The organism is Streptomyces sp. CNZ287, from assembly GCF_007827615.1.
Map to the genome: position 1 here is coordinate 176987 of NZ_VISV01000011.1, position 19341 is coordinate 196327.

At 72.1% G+C, this 19341-nt stretch carries 19 protein-coding genes and 2 tRNA genes; 6 read left to right on the forward strand and 15 right to left on the reverse strand.

Going from position 1 to position 19341, the window contains the following annotated elements; translation table 11 throughout:
* Positions 1-106 precede the first annotated feature (106 nt).
* Positions 107-856 carry a DUF881 domain-containing protein gene (locus FB457_RS20915; RefSeq protein WP_145782794.1) on the reverse strand — a complete coding sequence of 250 codons (750 nt, stop codon included), beginning with the start codon at positions 854-856 and terminating at the stop codon, positions 107-109.
* Positions 857-984: 128 nt separating this feature from the next.
* Here FB457_RS20915 and crgA point away from each other — a divergent pair, with 128 nt between their 5' ends.
* Positions 985-1242 carry a cell division protein CrgA gene (gene crgA, locus FB457_RS20920; RefSeq protein ID WP_047016818.1) on the forward strand — a complete coding sequence of 86 codons (258 nt, stop codon included), beginning with the start codon at positions 985-987 and terminating at the stop codon, positions 1240-1242.
* 311 nt (positions 1243-1553) lie between these two features.
* Here the strand turns inward: crgA and FB457_RS20925 are convergent, their stop codons facing one another.
* On the reverse strand, positions 1554-2453 hold the full coding sequence (locus FB457_RS20925; protein WP_047016819.1) for a rhomboid family intramembrane serine protease: 900 nt from the start codon (positions 2451-2453) through the stop codon (positions 1554-1556).
* Positions 2454-2556: 103 nt separating this feature from the next.
* A complete protein-coding gene (locus FB457_RS20930; RefSeq protein ID WP_047016820.1) occupies positions 2557-3081 on the reverse strand; it encodes a peptidylprolyl isomerase in 525 nt (174 codons plus the stop codon).
* A 181-nt stretch (positions 3082-3262) separates the two neighbouring features.
* Between FB457_RS20930 and FB457_RS20935 the strand changes: the two genes are divergently transcribed.
* Positions 3263-4084, forward strand: coding sequence for a DUF5324 family protein (locus tag FB457_RS20935; protein ID WP_145782795.1), 822 nt, complete (start codon positions 3263-3265; stop codon positions 4082-4084).
* Between the two features lie 158 nt (positions 4085-4242).
* Here FB457_RS20935 and FB457_RS20940 read toward each other — a convergent pair.
* The 7 genes from FB457_RS20940 to FB457_RS20970 form a co-directional block, all read right to left on the reverse strand.
* Positions 4243-4315, reverse strand: a tRNA-Ala gene (locus FB457_RS20940).
* An 81-nt stretch (positions 4316-4396) separates the two neighbouring features.
* Entirely contained in the window at positions 4397-6346 is a 1950-nt protein-coding gene (gene pknB / locus FB457_RS20945; protein WP_145782796.1) for a Stk1 family PASTA domain-containing Ser/Thr kinase, read from the reverse strand.
* A gap of 291 nt (positions 6347-6637) precedes the next feature.
* Positions 6638-8092 carry a penicillin-binding transpeptidase domain-containing protein gene (locus FB457_RS20950; RefSeq protein ID WP_145782798.1) on the reverse strand — a complete coding sequence of 485 codons (1455 nt, stop codon included), beginning with the start codon at positions 8090-8092 and terminating at the stop codon, positions 6638-6640.
* Positions 8089-9498, reverse strand: coding sequence for an FtsW/RodA/SpoVE family cell cycle protein (locus FB457_RS20955; RefSeq protein WP_047016824.1), 1410 nt, complete (start codon positions 9496-9498; stop codon positions 8089-8091). Before FB457_RS20955 ends, FB457_RS20950 begins: the two co-directional genes overlap by 4 nt.
* Before the next feature lie 22 nt (positions 9499-9520).
* Positions 9521-11038, reverse strand: coding sequence for a PP2C family protein-serine/threonine phosphatase (locus tag FB457_RS20960; RefSeq protein WP_047016825.1), 1518 nt, complete (start codon positions 11036-11038; stop codon positions 9521-9523).
* 26 nt (positions 11039-11064) lie between these two features.
* Positions 11065-11571 (reverse strand): FHA domain-containing protein FhaB/FipA, encoded by a 507-nt coding sequence (locus tag FB457_RS20965; protein WP_047016826.1) that lies wholly within the window; start codon positions 11569-11571, stop codon positions 11065-11067.
* Between the two features lie 10 nt (positions 11572-11581).
* On the reverse strand, positions 11582-12442 hold the full coding sequence (locus FB457_RS20970) for a DUF3662 and FHA domain-containing protein (RefSeq protein ID WP_145782799.1): 861 nt from the start codon (positions 12440-12442) through the stop codon (positions 11582-11584).
* A 375-nt stretch (positions 12443-12817) separates the two neighbouring features.
* Between FB457_RS20970 and FB457_RS20975 the strand changes: the two genes are divergently transcribed.
* The 4 genes from FB457_RS20975 to FB457_RS20990 all read left to right on the forward strand — a co-directional run bounded on the left by FB457_RS20975 (position 12818) and on the right by FB457_RS20990 (position 15445).
* A tRNA-Leu gene (locus tag FB457_RS20975) sits at positions 12818-12901 on the forward strand.
* A 446-nt stretch (positions 12902-13347) separates the two neighbouring features.
* Complete coding sequence (locus FB457_RS20980) at positions 13348-13923, forward strand: TerD family protein (RefSeq protein ID WP_047016828.1); 576 nt, start codon at positions 13348-13350, stop codon at positions 13921-13923.
* A 226-nt stretch (positions 13924-14149) separates the two neighbouring features.
* Positions 14150-15037, forward strand: a complete 888-nt coding sequence (locus tag FB457_RS20985) for a J domain-containing protein (RefSeq protein WP_145782801.1) — start codon at positions 14150-14152, stop codon at positions 15035-15037.
* Between the two features lie 63 nt (positions 15038-15100).
* Positions 15101-15445, forward strand: a complete 345-nt coding sequence (locus FB457_RS20990) for a rhodanese-like domain-containing protein (protein ID WP_047016830.1) — start codon at positions 15101-15103, stop codon at positions 15443-15445.
* A 10-nt stretch (positions 15446-15455) separates the two neighbouring features.
* On the opposite strand, the gene FB457_RS20995 is transcribed toward FB457_RS20990, so the two are convergent.
* Genes FB457_RS20995 through paaA form a run of 5 tightly spaced genes read right to left on the reverse strand, consistent with a single transcriptional unit; the run spans position 15456 to position 19336 of the window.
* Complete coding sequence (locus FB457_RS20995) at positions 15456-16553, reverse strand: 2Fe-2S iron-sulfur cluster-binding protein (RefSeq protein ID WP_145782803.1); 1098 nt, start codon at positions 16551-16553, stop codon at positions 15456-15458.
* Positions 16550-17173, reverse strand: a complete 624-nt coding sequence (gene paaD, locus FB457_RS21000) for a 1,2-phenylacetyl-CoA epoxidase subunit PaaD (protein WP_078898331.1) — start codon at positions 17171-17173, stop codon at positions 16550-16552. The genes FB457_RS20995 and paaD overlap by 4 nt, the downstream gene beginning before the upstream one ends.
* Positions 17167-17931 (reverse strand): 1,2-phenylacetyl-CoA epoxidase subunit PaaC, encoded by a 765-nt coding sequence (gene paaC, locus FB457_RS21005; RefSeq protein WP_145782804.1) that lies wholly within the window; start codon positions 17929-17931, stop codon positions 17167-17169. Before paaC ends, paaD begins: the two co-directional genes overlap by 7 nt.
* Complete coding sequence (gene paaB / locus FB457_RS21010; RefSeq protein WP_253911312.1) at positions 17928-18305, reverse strand: 1,2-phenylacetyl-CoA epoxidase subunit PaaB; 378 nt, start codon at positions 18303-18305, stop codon at positions 17928-17930. Before paaB ends, paaC begins: the two co-directional genes overlap by 4 nt.
* A complete protein-coding gene (paaA, locus tag FB457_RS21015; protein ID WP_145782807.1) occupies positions 18302-19336 on the reverse strand; it encodes a 1,2-phenylacetyl-CoA epoxidase subunit PaaA in 1035 nt (344 codons plus the stop codon). Before paaA ends, paaB begins: the two co-directional genes overlap by 4 nt.
* Positions 19337-19341 lie beyond the last annotated feature (5 nt).

Below are 19341 nucleotides of genomic sequence, written 5' to 3' on the forward strand. Positions count from 1 at the left end.
GTGCGCCGCTGCCGAATTCGTCCGTACGAGTCACCAGACTAACGACCCGTGCCCCACGAAGCGGCGGGCTTCGCCCGCGCCACCGGCCGGGGGGACGTGGGAGTGGTCACTCCACGGGGCGGGCGTGGTGCAGGCCGACGGTGCCGGAGTAGCCGGGGAGCGTCACGGAATCGTGCCGGTCGACCTCGTAGCCGAGGCCGTACGCCTCGACGTAGCGCAGATAGTTCTGCACCGCGGGCTCGGCGTCCAGGGCGGCCTGGAGGTCCTGCCGGTCGCCGACCGCGGTGATCTTGTACGGGGGTGAGTACACCCGGCCCTGGAGGATCAGGGTGTTGCCGACGCAGCGCACCGCGCTGGTGGAGATGAGCCGCTGGTCCATGACCCGGATGCCCTCCGCGCCGCCCGCCCACAGGGCGTTGACGACGGCCTGGAGATCCTGCTGGTGCACGACGAGGGTGTCCGGCGTGGGGTCCGGCACCCCGGGGATGAGCGCGGTGGCGTCCGGCGGGGCGTCGGTGAGCGTCACGGTGAGCCCGGCGCCGTCGACCTCGGTGGCCCCGGCCGCCCGCTCCGCCTCCCGCAACTCCTTGCGGGGGGCGGAGCCGGCGCCGTGGTCGCGCTCGGCGAGGGAGTCGACGTCCTCGCGGAGGGAGGCGTTGCCGCCGTCGAGGCGCTGGTTGGCACGGTCGCGCTCGTAGATGAGGTCGGTGAGGCGGAGCATGGAGTCGTCGGTGCGCAGGTTGGTGCCCTGCGCGGTGTTGAAGCTGGTCCAGAAGATCAGCCCGGCGAGGGCGAAGGCGGCGAAGGTGAACAGCCGTGCGGGCCTGATACGGAGCCGCCGTGCGGAATTGGTCACCGTACCCTTGTCTCCTTACCCCCGGTGGAAGGACTACGCTAACGGACACGCCCGGGGAAGGAGCCGCCCCCGCGGCTCGGGGCCTCCCCGACAGGCCCGCAACCGCAGCGTCGACAGGAGAGTCTCTCGTGCCGAAGTCACGGATCCGTAAGAAGGCCGATTACACCCCGCCGCCGGCGAAGTCGGGCGAGTTCAAGCTGTCAGGCACCGGCAGGAGCTGGGTGGCACCGCTGATGCTGGCGTTGTTCGTCATCGGACTCGCCTGGATCGTCGTGTTCTACGTCACCACCGGGGACCTGCCGCTCGAATCGATCGGCAACTGGAACATCGTGGTCGGCTTCGGCTTCATCCTCGCGGGGTTCGTCGTCTCCACGCAGTGGAAGTAGCTGCCGGACTCCCCCTCGCGGCCCCCGCGGGCAGAGTTATCCACAGGTCATCCACATGCTGTGCAGAAAGCAGAAGATCTGTGGATAACCTCAGCGGCGTTGACGCCGGTCCGACCGCGGTACACCGTCCGGACCAGCGGTGATTCCGCGACCTGCCAAGGAAAACGCAGGGGCGTTCGATAGCGAACGGCTGTCCCCACGGTACGCACAGGATCGCTGACTACCTGTGGACAACTTCGGGCGTGGCTGCTTGCCCCACCCCTCTCAACGCGGCTGCGGCCCGGAGGTTACGTGGCCCGCCGCGGCGGGCGCTACGTCAGTTGCAGGGTGCGGATCACGACCACCGCGACGATCGCCAGCAGCGCCGCCGCCGCCACCGCCCGCTGCACCAGGACCCGCTTGTCGCGGGGCGCGTGCACGAACCCGTACGCCACGGCCGTGCCGATCACCAGCCCGCCGATGTGGCCCTGCCAGGCGATGCCCGACCAGGTGAAGGTGAAGACCAGGTTGATCGCCAGCAGCACCAGCACGGGCCGCATGTCGTAGTTCATCCGGCGCATCAGCACCGCGGTGGCGCCGAAGAGGCCGAAGATGGCGCCGGAGGCGCCGAGCGCGGCGTCGTTGGGCGCGGCGACCAGATAGAACAGCGCGCTGCCGCCGAGGCCGGAGAGCACGTAGAGCGTGACGAACCGCAGCCGGCCGAGCGCGGCCTCCAGCGGCGGCCCGAGGAACCACAGCGCCAGCATGTTCAGCGCGATGTGGGCGACTTCCTCGTGCAGGAAGACGGAGCTGAGCAGCCGGTAGTACTGGCCCTCCGCGACGCCTTCGAGCGACCCGCCGAAGGAGAAGATGGCCTTCCCGACGAGGAGCATCGGGTCGCTGACCCGGTCGCCGCCGGTGAGCACGGCGAGGAAGACCGCGAGGTTGAGACCGAGGATGATCTTGGTGATGAGCCGCGGGTCCTCCGACATGACGCCGCCCGCGAGCGTACGGGGCGCGGAGGCGCCCGGCGCGGCACCCGTACCCGAGCCGCCGCGGACGCACTCGGGGCACTGGAAGCCGACCGACGCGCTTATCATGCACTCCGGGCAGATGGGCCGGTCGCAGCGGACGCAGCGCACGCCGGTCTCGCGGTCCGGGTGCCGGTAGCAGCCGGGCAGCCCGCTGTCCCCGGCCGGTCTCTCCGCCCCTCCCGGCGCCTGGTCCGTCATTGCACCGCGTCCCCTCTGGTTCTCCGCACGGCCCCGCCCCGCACTCCCGCCCGTCGACTCACCTGCTGGTGGTACGACGGGCGGGGCGCTCAGGTTCCCGGGGTCAGCGGCGCGTGATCTCCACGGACTCGATGACCACGTCCTTCTCGGGGCGGTCGGCCCGCTTCGTCCGGACGGCCGCGATCTCGTCGACGACCTTCTTGCCGGCCTCGTCGGCGACCTCACCGAAGATGGTGTGCTTGCCGGTCAGCCAGGCGGTCGGCGCCACGGTGATGAAGAACTGCGAACCGTTGGTGCCGGGCCCGGCGTTCGCCATCGCCAGCAGGTACGGGCGGTCGAAGGCCAGGTCCGGGTGGAACTCGTCACCGAACTCGTAGCCGGGGCCGCCGGTGCCGTTGCCCAGCGGGTCACCGCCCTGGATCATGAAGCCGCTGATGACGCGGTGGAACACGGTGCCGTCGTACAGACGCTCGTGGGAGACCTGACCCGTCGCCGGGTGGGTCCACTCGCGCTCGCCGGTGGCGAGCCCGACGAAGTTCTGCACCGTCTTCGGCGCGTGGTTCGGCAGGAGCTTCACCTCGATGTCGCCGTGGTTCGTCTTCAGGGTGGCGTAGAGCTGCTCGGCCACGATGTGCCTTCCTTACGGATTCATTTGCGTCCCCCGATCCTCGCACGCCCGCCCGGGCGATCCCCAGCCTCCTGCCAAGTGATCGGCGTGACATAACATGCTTAAAAGGTTGAATCTGGGCATGATCTGTACGCAGTGAAGAGGCGCACAGTGCCACCCGGCCCGTACGAAGGAGAGATCCGTGACCCGCAAGAACGGTGCGCGCACGGCCACTGACACGGCGAAGCAGAGCGTGCAGCAGGCGGCCGAGGCGGTGGCGCCGTACGCCGCCACCGCCAGGGACCAATGCGCCCACATGGCGCACGAGGCGCTGGAGCGCTTCCGCCCGATGGTCTCCGACATGGCCGCGAACGCCCAGGTGGCGTACGGCGCCCACCTGGAGCCCCAGGTACGGAAGGTGCGCCAGGCGGTGCCCGGCGAACTGGACAGGACCGCCTCCGGAATGGCCCGCCGGGCGCGCGGGGCGGCGGCGTACGCGGCCCCGCGCGTCCTGGGCGCCGCCGCGGCGACGAAGGCCGCGGCGGTGGCGACGAAGGCCGCCGCGGGCCCCGCGACCAGGCAGGCCGCCGTCCGCGGCACCGCGGCGCTGTCGGCGCTGCGCGGCGAGGTGAGCCCGGCGGAGATCGACCGGCTGGCGCGCAGGCGGCAGCGCCGCGCGGCCGTCGGCCGTACGGTCAAGCGCACCGCCGTCGTCGGCGCCCTCGGCGCCGCGGCGGTCGTCGCCTGGCACTGGTGGGACCGCCAGGTCAACCCGGACTGGATGGTCGAACCCCCGGAGGCCACGGAACCCGGAAGCGACGCCTCCACCACCCGGATCGTCGACGACACCGCGTACATGGACCGCGAGACCCGCGTCGACCGCGCCGACGCAGGCCGGGACGCGGACGCCGAGGCCCGCCAGGCGGCGGACATGGACGCCGAGGGCGGCGGCACGGCCCGCTCGGAGGCGGGCGAGCCCACGGACACCGGCCGCGCGTACTACGAACGCGAGGACGACCTCTGACGGCGGGTGACGCTCCAGCCGCCGGCCCGTGTGGCGTCGATCACGCCGAAGCCGCCGCGGCCGTCACCACCGGGACCCCTTCCCCACACAAAGGAACGCCCTCCGGAAGATCCCTTCCGGAGGGCGTTCCCCTGCATCCGGTCCGCGGGCGCAGGTCGTGGAGCCTAGGAGAGTCGAACTCCTGACATCTGCCATGCAAAGACAGCGCTCTACCAACTGAGCTAAGGCCCCGAAGCGGCCCCCAGCCTACCCGCTCGGCGGGGGCGCTCGCATCGCGGTGATCTCCCCGGCCGGGAGCCGGGCCCGGGGGCCCTACCTGCCGTCGCCCGGCCGCGTGACCAGGTTCACGGTGCTGCCCGGCTCCACCTCGGTGCCCGCCGGCGGGTCGTGCGCCATGACGATCGCGGCGTCGTCCGAGGGGGCGCCGGGGATGAAGCCGGCGACCAGGCCCATGCCCTGCAACTGGGCCTTCGCCTCCCCGACCGTCTTGTTGACCAGGTCCGACGGCACCGCCACCGTCGACGGCTCGTCCGGCTCGACGGCGACGGTCACCGTGACCGTGTCGCCCTCCGTGGCCGCGGTGCCGCCCTCCGGGCTCTGCGCGATGACCGTCTCCGGGGCGGCGTCGGCCGTCTGCTGGTCGGTGCGCGAGACGACGAAGCCCTGGCCCTCCAGGGTCGACTTCGCGTCCTCGTACGAGAGGTCGATGACCCGCGGGATGTTGATCGTCGCCGGCTCCGTCTCCTCCGGCTCGACCGCGACGGTGAGCGTCACGGTCGCGCCCTTCGGGGCCTTGGTGTCGCCTTCGGGGTCCTGGCTCAGCACCTGCCCCTCCGGCTCGCTGGACTCCTGGTCCTCCTGCTCGACGTCGAAGCCCGCCTCCCGCAGGGTGTCCTCGGCCTCGTCGGCGTCGACGCCCTCCACGTTCGGGACGGTGACCTTCTGCGTGCCCGGGCCCTTGGAGACGACCGCCGTGACCGTCGAGCCGCGGTCGACGTCCTCGCCGGCCGCCGGGGTGGTGCTGCACACCGTGCCCTTGGGCTCGTCGCAGCGCTCCTCGCCGGACTTCGTCAGGGTGAGCTTGACGTTGCTCATGGCGTTCTGGGCGTCCGCGAACTTGTCGCCGACGACGTTCGGCACCGTGACCGGGTCCGCCCCCTGTTCGCCGAAGAGGGACTTCCCGATGAAGATGGCGCCCACCAGGACCAGGATGCCGGCGAGGATCAGCAGCACCGTCGACGTCGCGCCGCTTCGCTTCTGCTGCCGGCGGCGGCCCTGCCCGCCGTCGTAGCCCATGCCGCCGTCGTCGTCCCGCGCGGGCGGCAGCATCGTGGTGCCGTAGCCGTTCTGCGGGGTCATGGCGGTGGTCGGGGTGTCGCCGCCGTAGCCGACGGCGCCCATCGCGGCGGCCGCAGCGACGGGCAGGCCCTCCAGCGCGGCGTCGATGTCGGCGCGCATCTCGTCGGCGCTCTGGTACCGGTAGTCCGGGTCCTTGACGAGCGCCTTCATCACGATGGCGTCCATCTCGGGCGTGACCTCGGGGTCGAACGTGCTCGGCGGCGGCGCCTCCTCGCGTACGTGCTGGTACGCCACCGCCACCGGGGAGTCGCCGACGAACGGCGGCCGGCCGGTCAGCAGCTCGTACAGCAGGCAGCCCGTCGAGTACAGGTCGGAGCGGGCGTCGACCTGCTCGCCCTTGGCCTGCTCGGGGGAGAGGTACTGCGCGGTGCCGATGACCGCCGCGGTCTGCGTCATCGTCATGCCGGAGTCGCCCATCGCGCGGGCGATGCCGAAGTCCATGACCTTGACCTGGCCGGTGCGCGTCAGCATGACGTTCGCCGGCTTGATGTCGCGGTGGACGATGCCGCTGCGGTGCGAGTACTCCAGGGCCTGGAGGATGCCCGTGCACATCTCCAGCGTGCGCTCGGGCAGCAGCTTGCGCCCGGAGTGCAGCAGCTCGCGCAGCGTGGAGCCGTCGACGTACTCCATGACGATGTACGGGATGGAGACGCTGTCGATGTAGTCCTCGCCGGTGTCGTACACGGCGACGATGGCGGGGTGGTTCAGGGAGGCCGCGGACTGGGCCTCGCGGCGGAAGCGGGCCTGGAACGAGGGGTCGCGGGCCATGTCGGCGCGGAGCGTCTTGACCGCGACCGTACGGCCGAGGCGGGTGTCGTGGGCGAGGTACACCTCGGCCATCCCGCCGCGGCCGAGCACCTGGCCCAGCTCGTACCGCCCGCCGAGGCGACGCGGCTCTTCCATAGCTTCTCCCAGCCCTCTTCCGTTCCTGCCCCCGTGCCGAAGTGGAGCACCGGCACGGGGTGTCCGGCTCGTGCTGCTCGGCATACCGTACCGGGCGCGGATGACACCGCTCGGGCCAGACCGTCAGCCGATATCCGACCGGTATCCGACCGCTATCGGGTGACGCCGCGCACCCGCTCCGCGGTTCCCTTCATGCGGTCACTTTCCCGGCACTCCCCCCGGGTGACATCCCCCGCCGCTCCACTCCTCACCCTTTCGTTCCCCGCCTGCGTTCCGCTTGCGTGCGGTCCGCTACCGCCCCAGACCGGCTTCCATGACGCTCTTCGCGATCGGCGCCGCGACGCCGCCGCCGGAGATGTCGTCGCGGTTCGCGCTCGCGTCCTCGACGACGACGGCGACGGCGATCTGCTTGTCGCTGTCGGGGTCCTTGGCGTACGAGATGAACCAGGCGTACGGCAGGTCGCGGTTGTCGATGCCGTGCTGCGCGGTACCCGTCTTGCCGCCGACGGTGGCCCCGTCGATCCTGGCGTTGGAGCCCGTGCCCTCGTTGACGACGGTCTCCATCATCTGCTGCATCTTCTGCGCGTTCTCGCCGGAGAGCGGCTCGCTCAGCGTCTGCGGCTGCGTCACCTCGATGTCGTTGAGGTTCGGCGCCACCAGCTTCTCGACCATGTACGGCTTCATCAGCTCGCCGTCGTTGGCGACGGCCGAGGCGACCATCGCCATCTGCAGCGGCGTCGCGCGGTTGGACGCCTGGCCGATGCCGCCCATGGCGTTCTGCGGGCGGTCCATCTCCGGGTAGATGCTCTCGGCGGCGCGGACCGGGGTGTCGAGCTCGGAGTTGCCGAAGCCGAACTTCTCGGACATCTCGATCATGCCCTCGTTGCCGACCTTGTCGCTGATCATCGCGTAGACGGAGTTGCACGACCACTGCAGCGCCTCGCGCAGGGTCGCGTCCTCGCACACGTTCTTGACCTCGTTGCCCAGGGTGTTGGTCGACAGCGGCAGCTTGTACGTCTCGGGGGCGCCGGTCGGCTCGTCCATGTCGTACTCGCCGCTCTCCAGCGCCGCCGCGGCGGTGACGACCTTGAACGTCGACCCGGGCGGGTACGTCTCGCGCAGCGCCCGGTTGAGCATCGGCTTGTCCTTGTCCTTGTTCAGCGCGACCCAGTTCTCCGAGTCCTTGTCGGAGTTGCCCGCGAAGGAGGACGGGTCGTAGCTGGGGCTGCTGGCCAGGCCGAGGATCGCGCCGGTCTCCGGGTCGATGGCGGCGACGGCGCCCTTGCGGTCGCCCAGGCCCTCGAACGCGGCCTTCTGCACGTTCGCGTCGAGGGTGGTGACGACGTTGCCGCCCTTCTTGTCCTTGCCGGTGATCATGTCGATCGTGCGGTTGAAGAACAGCCGGTCGTCGTTGCCGGTGAGGATGCCGTCGTTCAGCGCCTCGAGCTGGTTGGCGCCGAACGCCTGGGAGGCGTAGCCGGTGACGGGGGCCCACAGGGGGCCGTCCTTGTAGGTGCGCTTGTACCTGAAGTCGCTGCCCGAGGTCTCGGCCGAGCCGGTGATCGCCTTGTCACCGACGATGATGTTGCCCCGGGGATGGGCGTAGCGCTCGATGGCCACGCGCCGGTTGTCCTCGTGGTTGCGCAGCTCGTCGGCCTCGACGAACTGGATCCAGTTGACCCGGACGAGCAGGGCTATCACCAGCAGGCAGCAGAAGACGGCGACGCGGCGGAGTGGCTTGTTCATGTGCGTACCACCTGGGTCATCTCGGCGTCGGGCGAAGGTGCGGGCGCCGGTGCCGGCCTGCGCGCGGTGTCGCTGATGCGCAGCAGGATCGCGATCAGTGCCCAGTTGGCGATGACCGAGGAGCCACCCTGGGCGAGGAACGGCATCGTCATGCCGGTCAGCGGGATGAGCGCGGTGACGCCGCCGGCGACGACGAAGCACTGCAGCGCGAACGCGCCGGAGAGGCCGACCGCGAGCAGCTTGCCGAACGGGTCGCGGGCCGCGAGGGCCGTGCGCATGCCGCGCTCGATGAGGAGCCCGTAGAGGACGACGATCGCCATCAGGCCGGTCAGGCCCAGCTCCTCGCCGACGGTGGCGAGGATGTAGTCGCTCTTGGTGGCGATGCCGCCGATCAGCCGCGAGAAGCCCTGGCCGAGGCCGGAGCCGAAGAGGCCGCCGGAACCGAAGGAGTACATCGCCTGGGCGGTCTCGGTGACACCGTCGTTGACGGGGCTGCGTGCCAGCGGGTTCAGCCAGTTGTCGACGCGGTCGCCGATGTGGCTGTTGAAGGAGGCCACGCTCACCGCGCCGAGTGCGGACAGCAGCAGGCCGAAGACGATCCAGCTCGTGCGCTCCGTGGCCACGTAGAGCATGATCACGAAGAGGCCGAAGAAGAGCAGCGAGGTGCCGAGGTCGGTCTCGAAGACCAGGATCATGAGGCTGAGGCCCCAGATCACCAGGATCGGGCCGAGGTCGCGGCCGCGCGGCAGGTACAGCCCCATGAAGCGGCGGCTGGCCAGGGCCAGCGCGTCCCGCTTGACCATCAGGTAGCCGGCGAAGAAGACCGCGATGACGATCTTCGCGAACTCGCCCGGCTGCAGCGAGCCGAGGCCCGGGATGCGGATCCAGATGCGGGCGCCGTTCACGTTCGCGCCCAGTCCCGGCACCATCGGCATGATGAGCAGGATCAGCGCCGCGGCCATGGAGATGTACGTGTAACGCTGCAGGACCCGGTGGTCCTTAAGGAAGAGCAGCACGACGACGAAGAGCCCGACGCCGACCGCGGACCACATGAGCTGGCCGGGCGCCATCGGGCCGCCGAGCGCGGGCGTGGTGAGCGACGGCTCCTGGTCGAGGCGCCAGATCAGCACCAGGCCCAGGCCGTTGAGAAGGGTGGCGATCGGCAGCAGCAGCGGGTCGGAGTACGGGGCGAACTTCCGCACCACCAGGTGCGCGACGGCGGCCAGACAGCCGAGCCCCGCCGCGTAGCCGAGGACGCCGGCCGGGACCGTGTCCTCCTTCGCCAGACCCACGTTCACGTACGCGAAGACCGGGATCAGCACGGCGAAGACGAGCATCGCCAGCTCTGTGTTGCGCCGACTGGGCGCAGCCACCGAACTGATGGTGCTGGTGTGGCTGCTGCTCATGTACGGTCCGCCCCCCAACGGGTTATTGGTTCGGGCACTGCCTCGCCAGTTTCTGCTCTTCCTCGGTGAACGAGGCTCCGGGCGCCGGCGACTCGGGCTTCTCGTCCCCCGCCCTGTCTCCGGCCTTGTCCCCTGCGTCGCCCTGCTTGTCGGGGTTCTGCTTCTCCTGCTCCTGCTGCCGCCGCTCCTCCTCCCGTGCACGGGAGTCGGCGGCCTCGGCCTCCGCGACCGTACGGCAGACGTCGGCCTGCTCCTGGAGGTCGGCCACCTTCGCCTGGGCGTCGCCGAGGCTCTCCTCGGCGATGTTGTCCTCGACACGCTTCTGCTGGTACGTGGGGAGGTACTTCAGCTCGATGTCGGGGTGGTCCTGGTGGACGGAGGAGAGGCTCATCCAGGCGAGCTTCTGGTCGATGCCCTGGTAGACGGCGACGTGGTCGTCCTTCATGCCCACGTAGTACTGGGACTGGGTCCAGTCGTACGCCTTGTAGCCGCCGAACCCCAGCCCGCCGAGGACCACGGCGATCAGCAGCCCGCGCTTGAGCCACTTGAAGCGGGGCGGGGCCTTGACGAAGTCCTCGTCGTTGTACGACAGCCCGTACGGGTCGCCGCCGTCGCCGGCCGGGCCGAAGCCGCCGGCCTGCGGGGGCGTGGGCCGGCCCAGGCCCGCGGCGCGGGCGGCCGGGGTCTGCATGCCGGCGGTGTCGATCTGGTGCTGGTTCTCGGCGACGGCGCCGACGACCAGGGGGGCGTCGTTGAGCCGGCCGGCCATGGTGTCGTCGTCGGCGGCGTCGAGGACGTCGGCGATGATGACGGTGATGTTGTCCGGGCCGCCGCCGCGGAGCGCGAGCTCGATCAGCTCCTGCACCGTCTCCTGCGGCCCGGCGTAACCGGCGAGGGTGTTCTCCATCGTCTCGTGGCTGACCACGGACGACAGGCCGTCGGAGCAGACCAGGTAGCGGTCGCCGGCGCGCACCTCGCGGATGGACAGGTCGGGCTCGACCTGGTCGCCGCTGCCGAGCGCGCGCATGAGCAGCGAGCGCTGCGGGTGGGTGGTCGCCTCCTCCTCGGTGATGCGGTTCTCGTCGACGAGCCGCTGCACCCAGGTGTGGTCCTTGGTGATCTGCGTCAGCGCACCGTCGCGCAGCAGGTACGCGCGGGAGTCGCCGACGTGCACGAGGCCCAGCCGCTGGCCCGTCCAGAGCAGGGCCGTGAGCGTGGTGCCCATGCCCTCCAGGCGCGGGTCCTCCTCGACCATGCGGCGCAGCCGGTCGTTGGCGTGCTCCACGGTCGTACCGAGTGCGGTGAGCAGGTCGGAGCCCGGGACGTCCTCGTCGAGGGCGACCATGACGGAGATGACCTCGGAGCTGGCGACCTCGCCGGCGGCCTGGCCGCCCATGCCGTCGGCGATGGCGAGCAGCCGGGGACCGGCGTAGCCGGAGTCCTCGTTGTGGTCACGGATCATGCCCTCGTGCGACCCGGCGGCGAAGCGCAGAGAGAGGCTCATGCGCACCTCGCCGGTCGGCTCCGGGTACATCCGCATGGTGCCCGCCCTCCGGTCATGGTCTTCTACTTCCGCAGCTCGATGACGGTCTTGCCGATCCGGATCGGTGCGCCGGGCGGGATCGGCACCGGCACGGTCAGCCGGGTCCGGTCGAGGTAGGTGCCGTTGGTGGAACCGAGGTCCTCCACGATCCAGCGCCCGTCACGGTCCGGATAGATCCTGGCATGCCGCGAGGAGGCGTAGTCGTCGTCCAGCACGATTGTCGAATCGTGGGCCCGTCCCAGGGTGATGGTCTGCCCCTGCAGGGTGACGGTGGTGCCGGTGAGCGACCCCTCGGTGACCACGAGTTTGGTCGGGGCCCCGCGCTGGCCCCGGCGCCCGCCGCGGCCGCCCCTGGCGTCCTGCGGCGGCGCCTGTGGCCGCGGCGGCGGCCGGTCCTGGGCGGCCGCCGCCCGCCGGGTGACCCGGGTGCCGAACAGGTCGCTGCGGATGACCTGTACGGCGACGATGACGAACAGCCACAGTACGGCGAGGAAACCCAGCCGCATGACCGTCAGGGTCAGCTCTGACATCGGCCCCGCTTCACCCTTCTTGCCGGTAGAGGACGGTGGTGTTGCCCACGCGGATGCGTGAGCCGTCGCGGAGCGTAGCGCGCTGGGTGTGCTGGTCGTCCACCACGATGCCGTTCGTGGACCCGAGATCCTGCACCATCGCGCCGCCGTCGAAGGTGCGGATCTCGGCGTGCCGGCGGGAGACGCCGGGGTCGTCGATCCGCACGTCGGCTTCCGTGCTGCGGCCCAGGACCAGCGACTGCCTGGTCATCTGGTGGCGTACGCCGTTGATCTCCAGCCAGTGCCGCAGCCGGCGCGCGCCGGCTGCGGCACCGGCGGGGGCGCCGCCGGGCGGTCCTGGCGGCGGTCCTGCGGGCATGGGCGGCGGCTGGTGCTGCGGCGGCCGGCCGTAGGCGGCGTAGTCGCTGGGCTGGGAGCCGTAGCTGCCGGGGCCCGCGGGTCCCGGGGGCATGGTGGGCGCCCCGCCGGGCCGGCCCCGCGCGGGCGCCTGGGAGTGGCTGCCCGCCAGGGTGCGGCTGCGGATCCGGTAGAGGCCCGTGTCGAGGTCCTCGGCCTTCTCCAGGTGCACCTTTATCGGGCCCATGAAGGTGTAGCGCTGCTGCTGGGCGTAGTCGCGGACCATGGCGGCCAGCTCCTCGCCGAGCTGGCCGGAGTAGGGAGCGAGCCGGTCGTAGTCGGGGGCGCTCAGCTCCACGATGAAGTCGTTGGGTACGACGGTGCGCTCACGGTTCCAGATCGTGGCGTTGTTGTCGCACTCGCGCTGCAGGGCGCCGGCGATCTCCACCGGCTGCACCTCGGACTTGAACACCTTGGCGAAGGTGCCGTTGACGAGACCCTCGAGACGCTGCTCGAAGCGCTTGAGTACTCCCACGGGGCACCTCCTCTCCTACGGGCCTTCCCGCCGGGCCCTCGAACATGCTGCTCGAAACTGCACGCTGATCGTATCCACGCGCGGGCGAATGGACTGGTTCCCGGTCCCCGCCGCCGGTACCTGGTGTCCTCTCTCACACCTGTCTCGCACCTGTCGGGACGGCCGTCCAGCCGGCCGCCCCGCCCTGCTCCTCCACCGTCCGCCCAGGCGTCCCCTGGGATGGTACGGGCGGCTCCTCCCAGTGTCCCGCACCCGCGGCCCCGAGCGGCCTCGGTGCGGGCAAATCGGATGTGATTCGGGCCCGGACCGCGTGCTAGTCTTCCTGACGTCAGCACAACGCCGGGGCGGCTTCCAGTCGCGTACGGCACACCCTTTGCGCGGGTGGCGGAATAGGCAGACGCGCTGGATTCAGGTTCCAGTGTCCGAAAGGACGTGGGGGTTCAACTCCCCCCTCGCGCACACAGACGGCATCGACGGAAGGTGTCCGGCCCGGTGACGCAAGTCACCGGTGCGGGGAGCCTTCCGTCGTTTTGTTGTGCGCCCCGCGCCTGGCGCTCGTCGGGCGTGTGCCGCGGCCGAGGGGCCCGGATGCGCTTGCGCTCTTTCCCGGCAGCACGGCGCCGGTCGGCGATGTGTGAAACGGTTGAGGGGAGCGTCGGGCCGCCGCGGGGCGGCCCGGTCTGGTTTCACGTGAAACGCCCGGACGGCGTAACGCGCCGCCCGGGGGGTTCCGGGGCGATCGGCGAAGGTGGTAGACCCAAAGGCACGAGGTCCGATTCGTCGCCGTACGCTGGCGGGAACCGGGGTCCCGGGGTGCTCGTTGCACCGATGGGTGCCGCGGTCAGCCGGGCCCAGCAATGTTCGTCAAGCGGCGCGGCCCGCGCCGGATTGGGGCAGGGTAAGTCATGGGTGTCAGCCTCGCTAAGGGTGGAAACGTCTCGCTGACGAAGGAGGCGCCGGGGCTCACGGCCGTCGTCGTCGGTCTCGGCTGGGACGTGCGTACCACCACCGGCTCGGACTTCGACCTCGACGCCAGCGCGCTGCTGCTCGGCGCCGACGGGAAGGTCCTCTCGGACCAGCACTTCATCTTCTTCAACAACCTCAAGAGCCCCGACGGCTCCGTCGAGCACACCGGTGACAACCTCACCGGTGAGGGCGAGGGTGACGACGAGCAGGTGAAGGTGAACCTCGCGGGCGTGCCCGCCGAGATCGAGAAGATCAGCTTCCCGGTGTCGATCTACGAGGCCGAGAGCCGCCAGCAGAGCTTCGGCCAGGTGCGCAACGCGTTCATCCGCGTCGTCAACCAGGCCGACAACAACGAGATCGCCCGCTATGACCTCAGCGAGGACGCCTCGACCGAGACCGCCATGGTCTTCGGCGAGCTGTACCGCAACGGGGCCGAGTGGAAGTTCCGCGCCGTGGGCCAGGGCTACGCCTCGGGGCTGCGCGGCATCGCACAGGACTTCGGCGTCAACGTCTGAGTCAACGTCCGAGCCGGTGACGGCTCTTGAGGCGGCGGAGCCGCGGAGCCCCCGGGCCCGCGCCCTCCCGCCCTGCCCGATCAGCGGACCGGCGACGGCACTGCCGTCGCCGGTCCCGCCGTTTCCGCGACCGGACCGCGACCGGGGCGGGCGGCGCCGTATGCGGCGGGCCACACCTCCCGGAACCGGCCGTCCCGCCCGGAGGCCCACCCCGTACGCTGGCGGGGTGACGGAACCCGCGGAGCCCGACGAGCAGACGCCCCCCGACGACGAGCACGCGCGCGCCGACGGGACACCCGGCGGCGGCGAGCGCGCCGAGGACGCGGACGGCGGCGAGGACACCGGCGCCGAGCGGCTGGAGCGCGCCGTACGGGCCGCGGAGCAGGCCCTCATCGAGTTCGAGGTGGCCGTCGAGACGTTCCGTATCGAGGTCGACAACTTCTCCCGGCTGCACCACCAGCGCCTCGGCCCCATGTACAGCCGCCTCGACGAGCTGGACGCCCTCATCGCCGAGGCCAGGGCCGAGCGGACCGGCGACCCGGAGGACAAGCGCCGGGCCGACGAGGCGCGGGCGCTGGTGATGCCGATGCCCGGCGTCGAGGAGCTCTTCGGCGGCTGGCTCGACTCCGACGGGCTCTCGCCGGAGGCCGCCGACATGCTCACCGGCCGGCCGGTGTCGCCGCCGCCGCGGGTGCGGCCCAGCGAGGAGGCCCGGCGGCTCTACCGCGAGCTGGCCCGCATGGCGCACCCCGACCTCGCCCAGGACGAGCACGAGTCGGACCGGCGCAGCGCGTTCATCGCCCGGGTGAACACCGCGTACGCCTCCGGGGACGTCGAGGTGCTGACCGCGCTCAAGGCGGAGTGGCAGGCCGGGCCCGCGCCCGAGGAGCCCCGGCGCAGCCGGGCCGAGGAGCTGTACGAGCGGCTGGAGTGGCTGGCGCAGCGCAAGGAGCTGCTGGTGTCGGTCGCGACGCAGTTGGAGGAGGGCGCGATCGGCCAGATGCTGAAGCTGGCGCCCGACGATCCGGACCGGTTGCTGGAGGAGATCGCCGAGGAGCTGCTGGCGCGGGTGTCGGAGAAGGAAGCGGCGCTCGCGGAGCTGGCCCGCGGCTGAGCCGGGGCCGGGGCCCGGACAGAGCCGGGACGGGCACGGGCGGCGGTCCGGTAGCGTCGGGGCATGAGCTTTGGTCACGTACCCACGGTCGGCATCGACGAGCTGACGGAGACCGCCTTCCTCCTGGACGTCCGCGAGGACGACGAGTGGCAGGCAGGTCACGCCGAGGGCGCCCTGCATGTCCCGATGAGCCAGTTCGCCGCGCGCTACGGCGAGGTGACCGAGGCGGCGCCGCAGGACGGCCGGATCAACGTGATCTGCCGCTCCGGCGGGCGCTCGGCGCAGGTGGCGATGTACCTGGTGCAGCAGGGGATGGACGCCGTCAACGTCGCCGGGGGCATGGAGGCGTGGGCCGCCGCCGGGCGGCCGGTCGTGGACGACAAGGGCGCCGCGGGGCACGTGCTCTGACACGGCCCGGTCAGCGGTCGAAGTCCAGCTCCACCTGCTCGGTCACCGGGTGCGACTGGCAGGCCAGCACGTAGCCGGCGGCCAGCTCGTCGGGCTCCAGCGCGTAGCTGCGGTCCATCCGGACCTCGCCGCGGACCAGGAACGCCCGGCACGTACCGCAGACGCCGCCCTTGCAGGCGTACGGGGCGTCCGGGCGGGCCCGCAGCACCGCGTCGAGCAGCTTCTCGCCCGGCCGCAGCGGCCAACTGCCGGAGCGGCCCGCGAGGGTGGCGGTCAGCGTGCTGTGCTCGGGCGCGGCGCCTGCGGGCTCGGGAGCCGGGGCGTCGTCGATGTGGAAGATCTCCTCGTGGATCCGGCGGCGGGGGACGCCGAGGCCGCGCAGCCCGCGCTCCGCCTGCTGGATCAGCCCGAAGGGCCCGCACAGGAACCAGCCCGCGACGTCCGCCACCGGCAGCAGCGCGGGCAGCAGCTCCGCCAGCCGCGCCGCGTCCAGCCGTCCCGCGGCCAGCCCGGCCTGCTGCTCCTCGCGGCTGAGCACCTGCACGACCTGGAGCCGGTCGGGATAGCGGTCCTTGAGGTCGGCGACCTCCTCCAGGAACATCGCGGAGTCGGTCGAGCGGTCGCTGCGGACGAGGCAGAAGCGGGCCCGCGGGTCGTGCCCGAGGAGGGTCGCGGCGATCGAGAGCACGGGCGTGATGCCGCTGCCGCCGACCACCGCGCCGTAGCGCCCGCCGGGGACGGGGGCCTCGCGCAGCCCGAAGCGGCCCGCGGGCGTGAGCACGGGCAGGGTCTCCCCCGGCGCGAGCCGCCGGTTGACGTACGGCGAGCAGGCGCCGTCGGCGACCTCGCGGACGCCGACGGTCAGCTCGGCGGGCGCGGGGTCCTCGGGGGAGCAGATCGAGTACGTCCGCCGGTCGCTCGTGCCGCCTTCGGTGCCGGTGGGGATCCGCAGGGCGACGTGCTGCCCGGCCCGGAAGCCGTACGCGGCGCGCAGCTCGGGCGGCACGGCGAAGGTCACGGCGACGGCGTCGTCGGTGAGACGGCGGACGTCGGCGACCTTGAGGTCGTGGAAGACGGCGTGCCCCCGGGGTGCGGCGGCGGAGGTCACGTCAGCTCCTTGAAGTGGTCGAAGGGCTCCAGGCAGGCGGTGCAGCGGCGGAGCGCCTTGCAGGCGGTGGAGGAGAACGGCGACAGCAACTCGGTCTCGGCGGAGCCGCAGTGGGGACACGGGACGCCTGCGGCGGGCGCGACGGGGACGGCGGTCCCCGGCGTCATGGAGCCGGCACGGCCCGGCGCCGGGGCCGACCCGTCGCCCGGCGACGGCGTAGCCGGGGCGCGCCGGGGGCGGAACGTGACCGGGACCGGGCCCTCGGGGCGCGTCGTACGGGGTGGGGCGATGCCCGACTCGGCGAGCTTGCGGCGGCCCTCCGGCGTGATGTCGTCCGTCGTCCACGGCGGCGCCAGCACCCGCCGCACCCGTACCTCAGCCATCCCGCCGCGCTCGCGCAGCACCCGCTCGATGTCCTCGGCCATGGACTCCACGGCCGGGCAGCCCGTGTACGTCGGCGTCAGCTCGACCTCCACCGCCGCCGCCCCGGTCCTGCGCACTCCGCGGACCACGCCCAGCTCCGCGAGCGTCAGCATCGGCAGCTCCGGGTCCGGCACACTGCCGGCCAGCTCCCGCAGCCGCTCCTCCAGCGGGGTGTCCCCCGGGGCGTCCGTCACCACGACGCCCCCGGGTGGCTGCGGTGCAGATGCTGCATCTCCGCGAGCATCCGGCCGAACGGCTCCGTGTGCACGCCCTCGCGGCCGGCCCCGGCCGACCAGCCGGTGCCGCGCGGGCCCTCGGGCAGCGCGAGAGTGGCGCGCTCCAGCACGCCGCCCACGGTCGCCAGCCACGCCGCCTCCAGCCCGGCCCAGTCCACCGCCAGGCCCCCGACGGGCCGGAACAACTCGCCCGTGAACCGCCAGAGCGCGTCGAGGCCCGCCCGCATCCGGGCGTGCGAGGTCTCCGTGCCGTCGCCGAGGCGCAGGGTCCACTGCTCGGCGTGGTCGCGGTGGTACGCGACCTCCTTCACCGCCTTCGCCGCGAGCGGCGCCAGGGGCGACGGCTCACCGGCGGCGGCCAACTGCCCGTAGAGCAGCTCCTGGTAGACGGAGAAGTACAACTGGCGGGCGACCGTGTGCGCGAAGTCGCCGTTCGGCTGCTCGACCAACTGCACGTTGCGGAAGGCGCGTTCCTCGCGGAGGAAGGCCAGCTCGTCCTCGTCCCCGACGAGGGAGAGCAGCGTGCGCGCCTGGCCGAGCAGGTCGAGCGCGATGTTCGCGAGGGCGACCTCCTCCTCCAGGACCGGCGCGTGGCCGGTCCACTCCGCGAGCCGGTGGGAGAGCACGAGCGCGTCGTCCCCCAGCGCCAGCGCGCCCGCGGCGGCGGCCGGGTCGAGGGGGGCCGGGGCGGCGGTGGCCGGGTCCTGGGCGGTGCTCACAGGTTCCGCACCCCCTCCGGCAGCTCGTAGAACGTGGGGTGCCGGTACGGCTTGTCGGCGGCGGGGGCGAAGAACGGGTCCTTCTCGTCGGGCGAGGAGGCCGTGACCGCCGCGGACGGCACGACCCACACCGAGACGCCCTCCTGGCGGCGGGTGTAGAGATCGCGCGCGTTGCGCAGGGCCATGGCGGCGTCCGGGGCGTGCAGCGAGCCGGCGTGCACGTGCGACAGGCCGCGCCTGCTGCGTACGAACACCTCCCACAGCGGCCAGTCCCCCGCCGCCTCCGCGCCGTCGGACCCGGGGGCGGTCTCCGCGCCCGTACGCCCCGTGGCCGCGGCCGGCTCCGCACCGCCGCCGGCGGCCGGCGCCGTCATGCCGCCGCCTCCGCGGACTCCGCGGCGCGCGCCCGCTTCGCGGCGTACGCCGCGGCGGCGTCGCGCACCCATGCGCCGTCCTCGTGCGCCTGCCGCCTGCGGCCTGTCCGCTGCTCGTTGCACGGCCCGTTCCCCCGGAGGACCTCCTTGAACTCCGTCCAGTCGATGGCACCGAAGTCGTGCTGTCCCCGCTCCTCGTTCCAGCGCAGGTCGGGGTCCGGGAGCGTCAGGCCCAGGATCTCGGCCTGCGGCACGCAGATGTCGACGAAGCGCTGGCGCAGCTCGTCGTTCGAGTGGCGCTTGATCTTCCAGGCCATGGACTGCGCCGAGTGCGCCGACTCGTCGTCGGGCGGGCCGAACATCATCAGCGACGGCCACCACCAGCGGTCGACCGCGTCCTGCGCCATCGCGCGCTGCCCCGGGGTGCCGTGCGCGAGGGTGTGGAGCAGCTCGTACCCCTGGCGCTGGTGGAAGGACTCCTCCTTGCAGATGCGGACCATCGCGCGCGCGTACGGGCCGTAGGAGCAGCGGCACAGCGGCACCTGGTTGATGATCGCGGCGCCGTCCACGAGCCAGCCGATGGCACCGACGTCGGCCCAGGTGAGCGTGGGGTAGTTGAAGATCGAGGAGTACTTCTGGCGGCCGGCGTGCAGCTTGTCCAGCAGCTGGTCCCGGCCGGTGCCCAGGGTCTCGGCGGCGCTGTAGAGATACAGGCCGTGGCCCGCCTCGTCCTGCACCTTGGCGAGCAGGATCGCCTTGCGGCGCAGGGAGGGGGCGCGCGTCAGCCAGTTCGCCTCCGGCTGCATGCCGATGATCTCGGAGTGCGCGTGCTGGGCGATCTGGCGCACGAGCGTCGCGCGGTAGGCGTCCGGCATCCAGTCGCGCGGCTCGATGCGCTCGTCCGCGGCGATCTTCGCCTCGAACGCGGCGGTGGCCTGCGGCGCGGCTTCCGCAGTGCCCGTGCCCGTACGGGATCGGGGACCCGGCTCGGCTCCCGGCCCGCGGCCTCTTTCGCTGATCGTCTCCGGCATCTCGG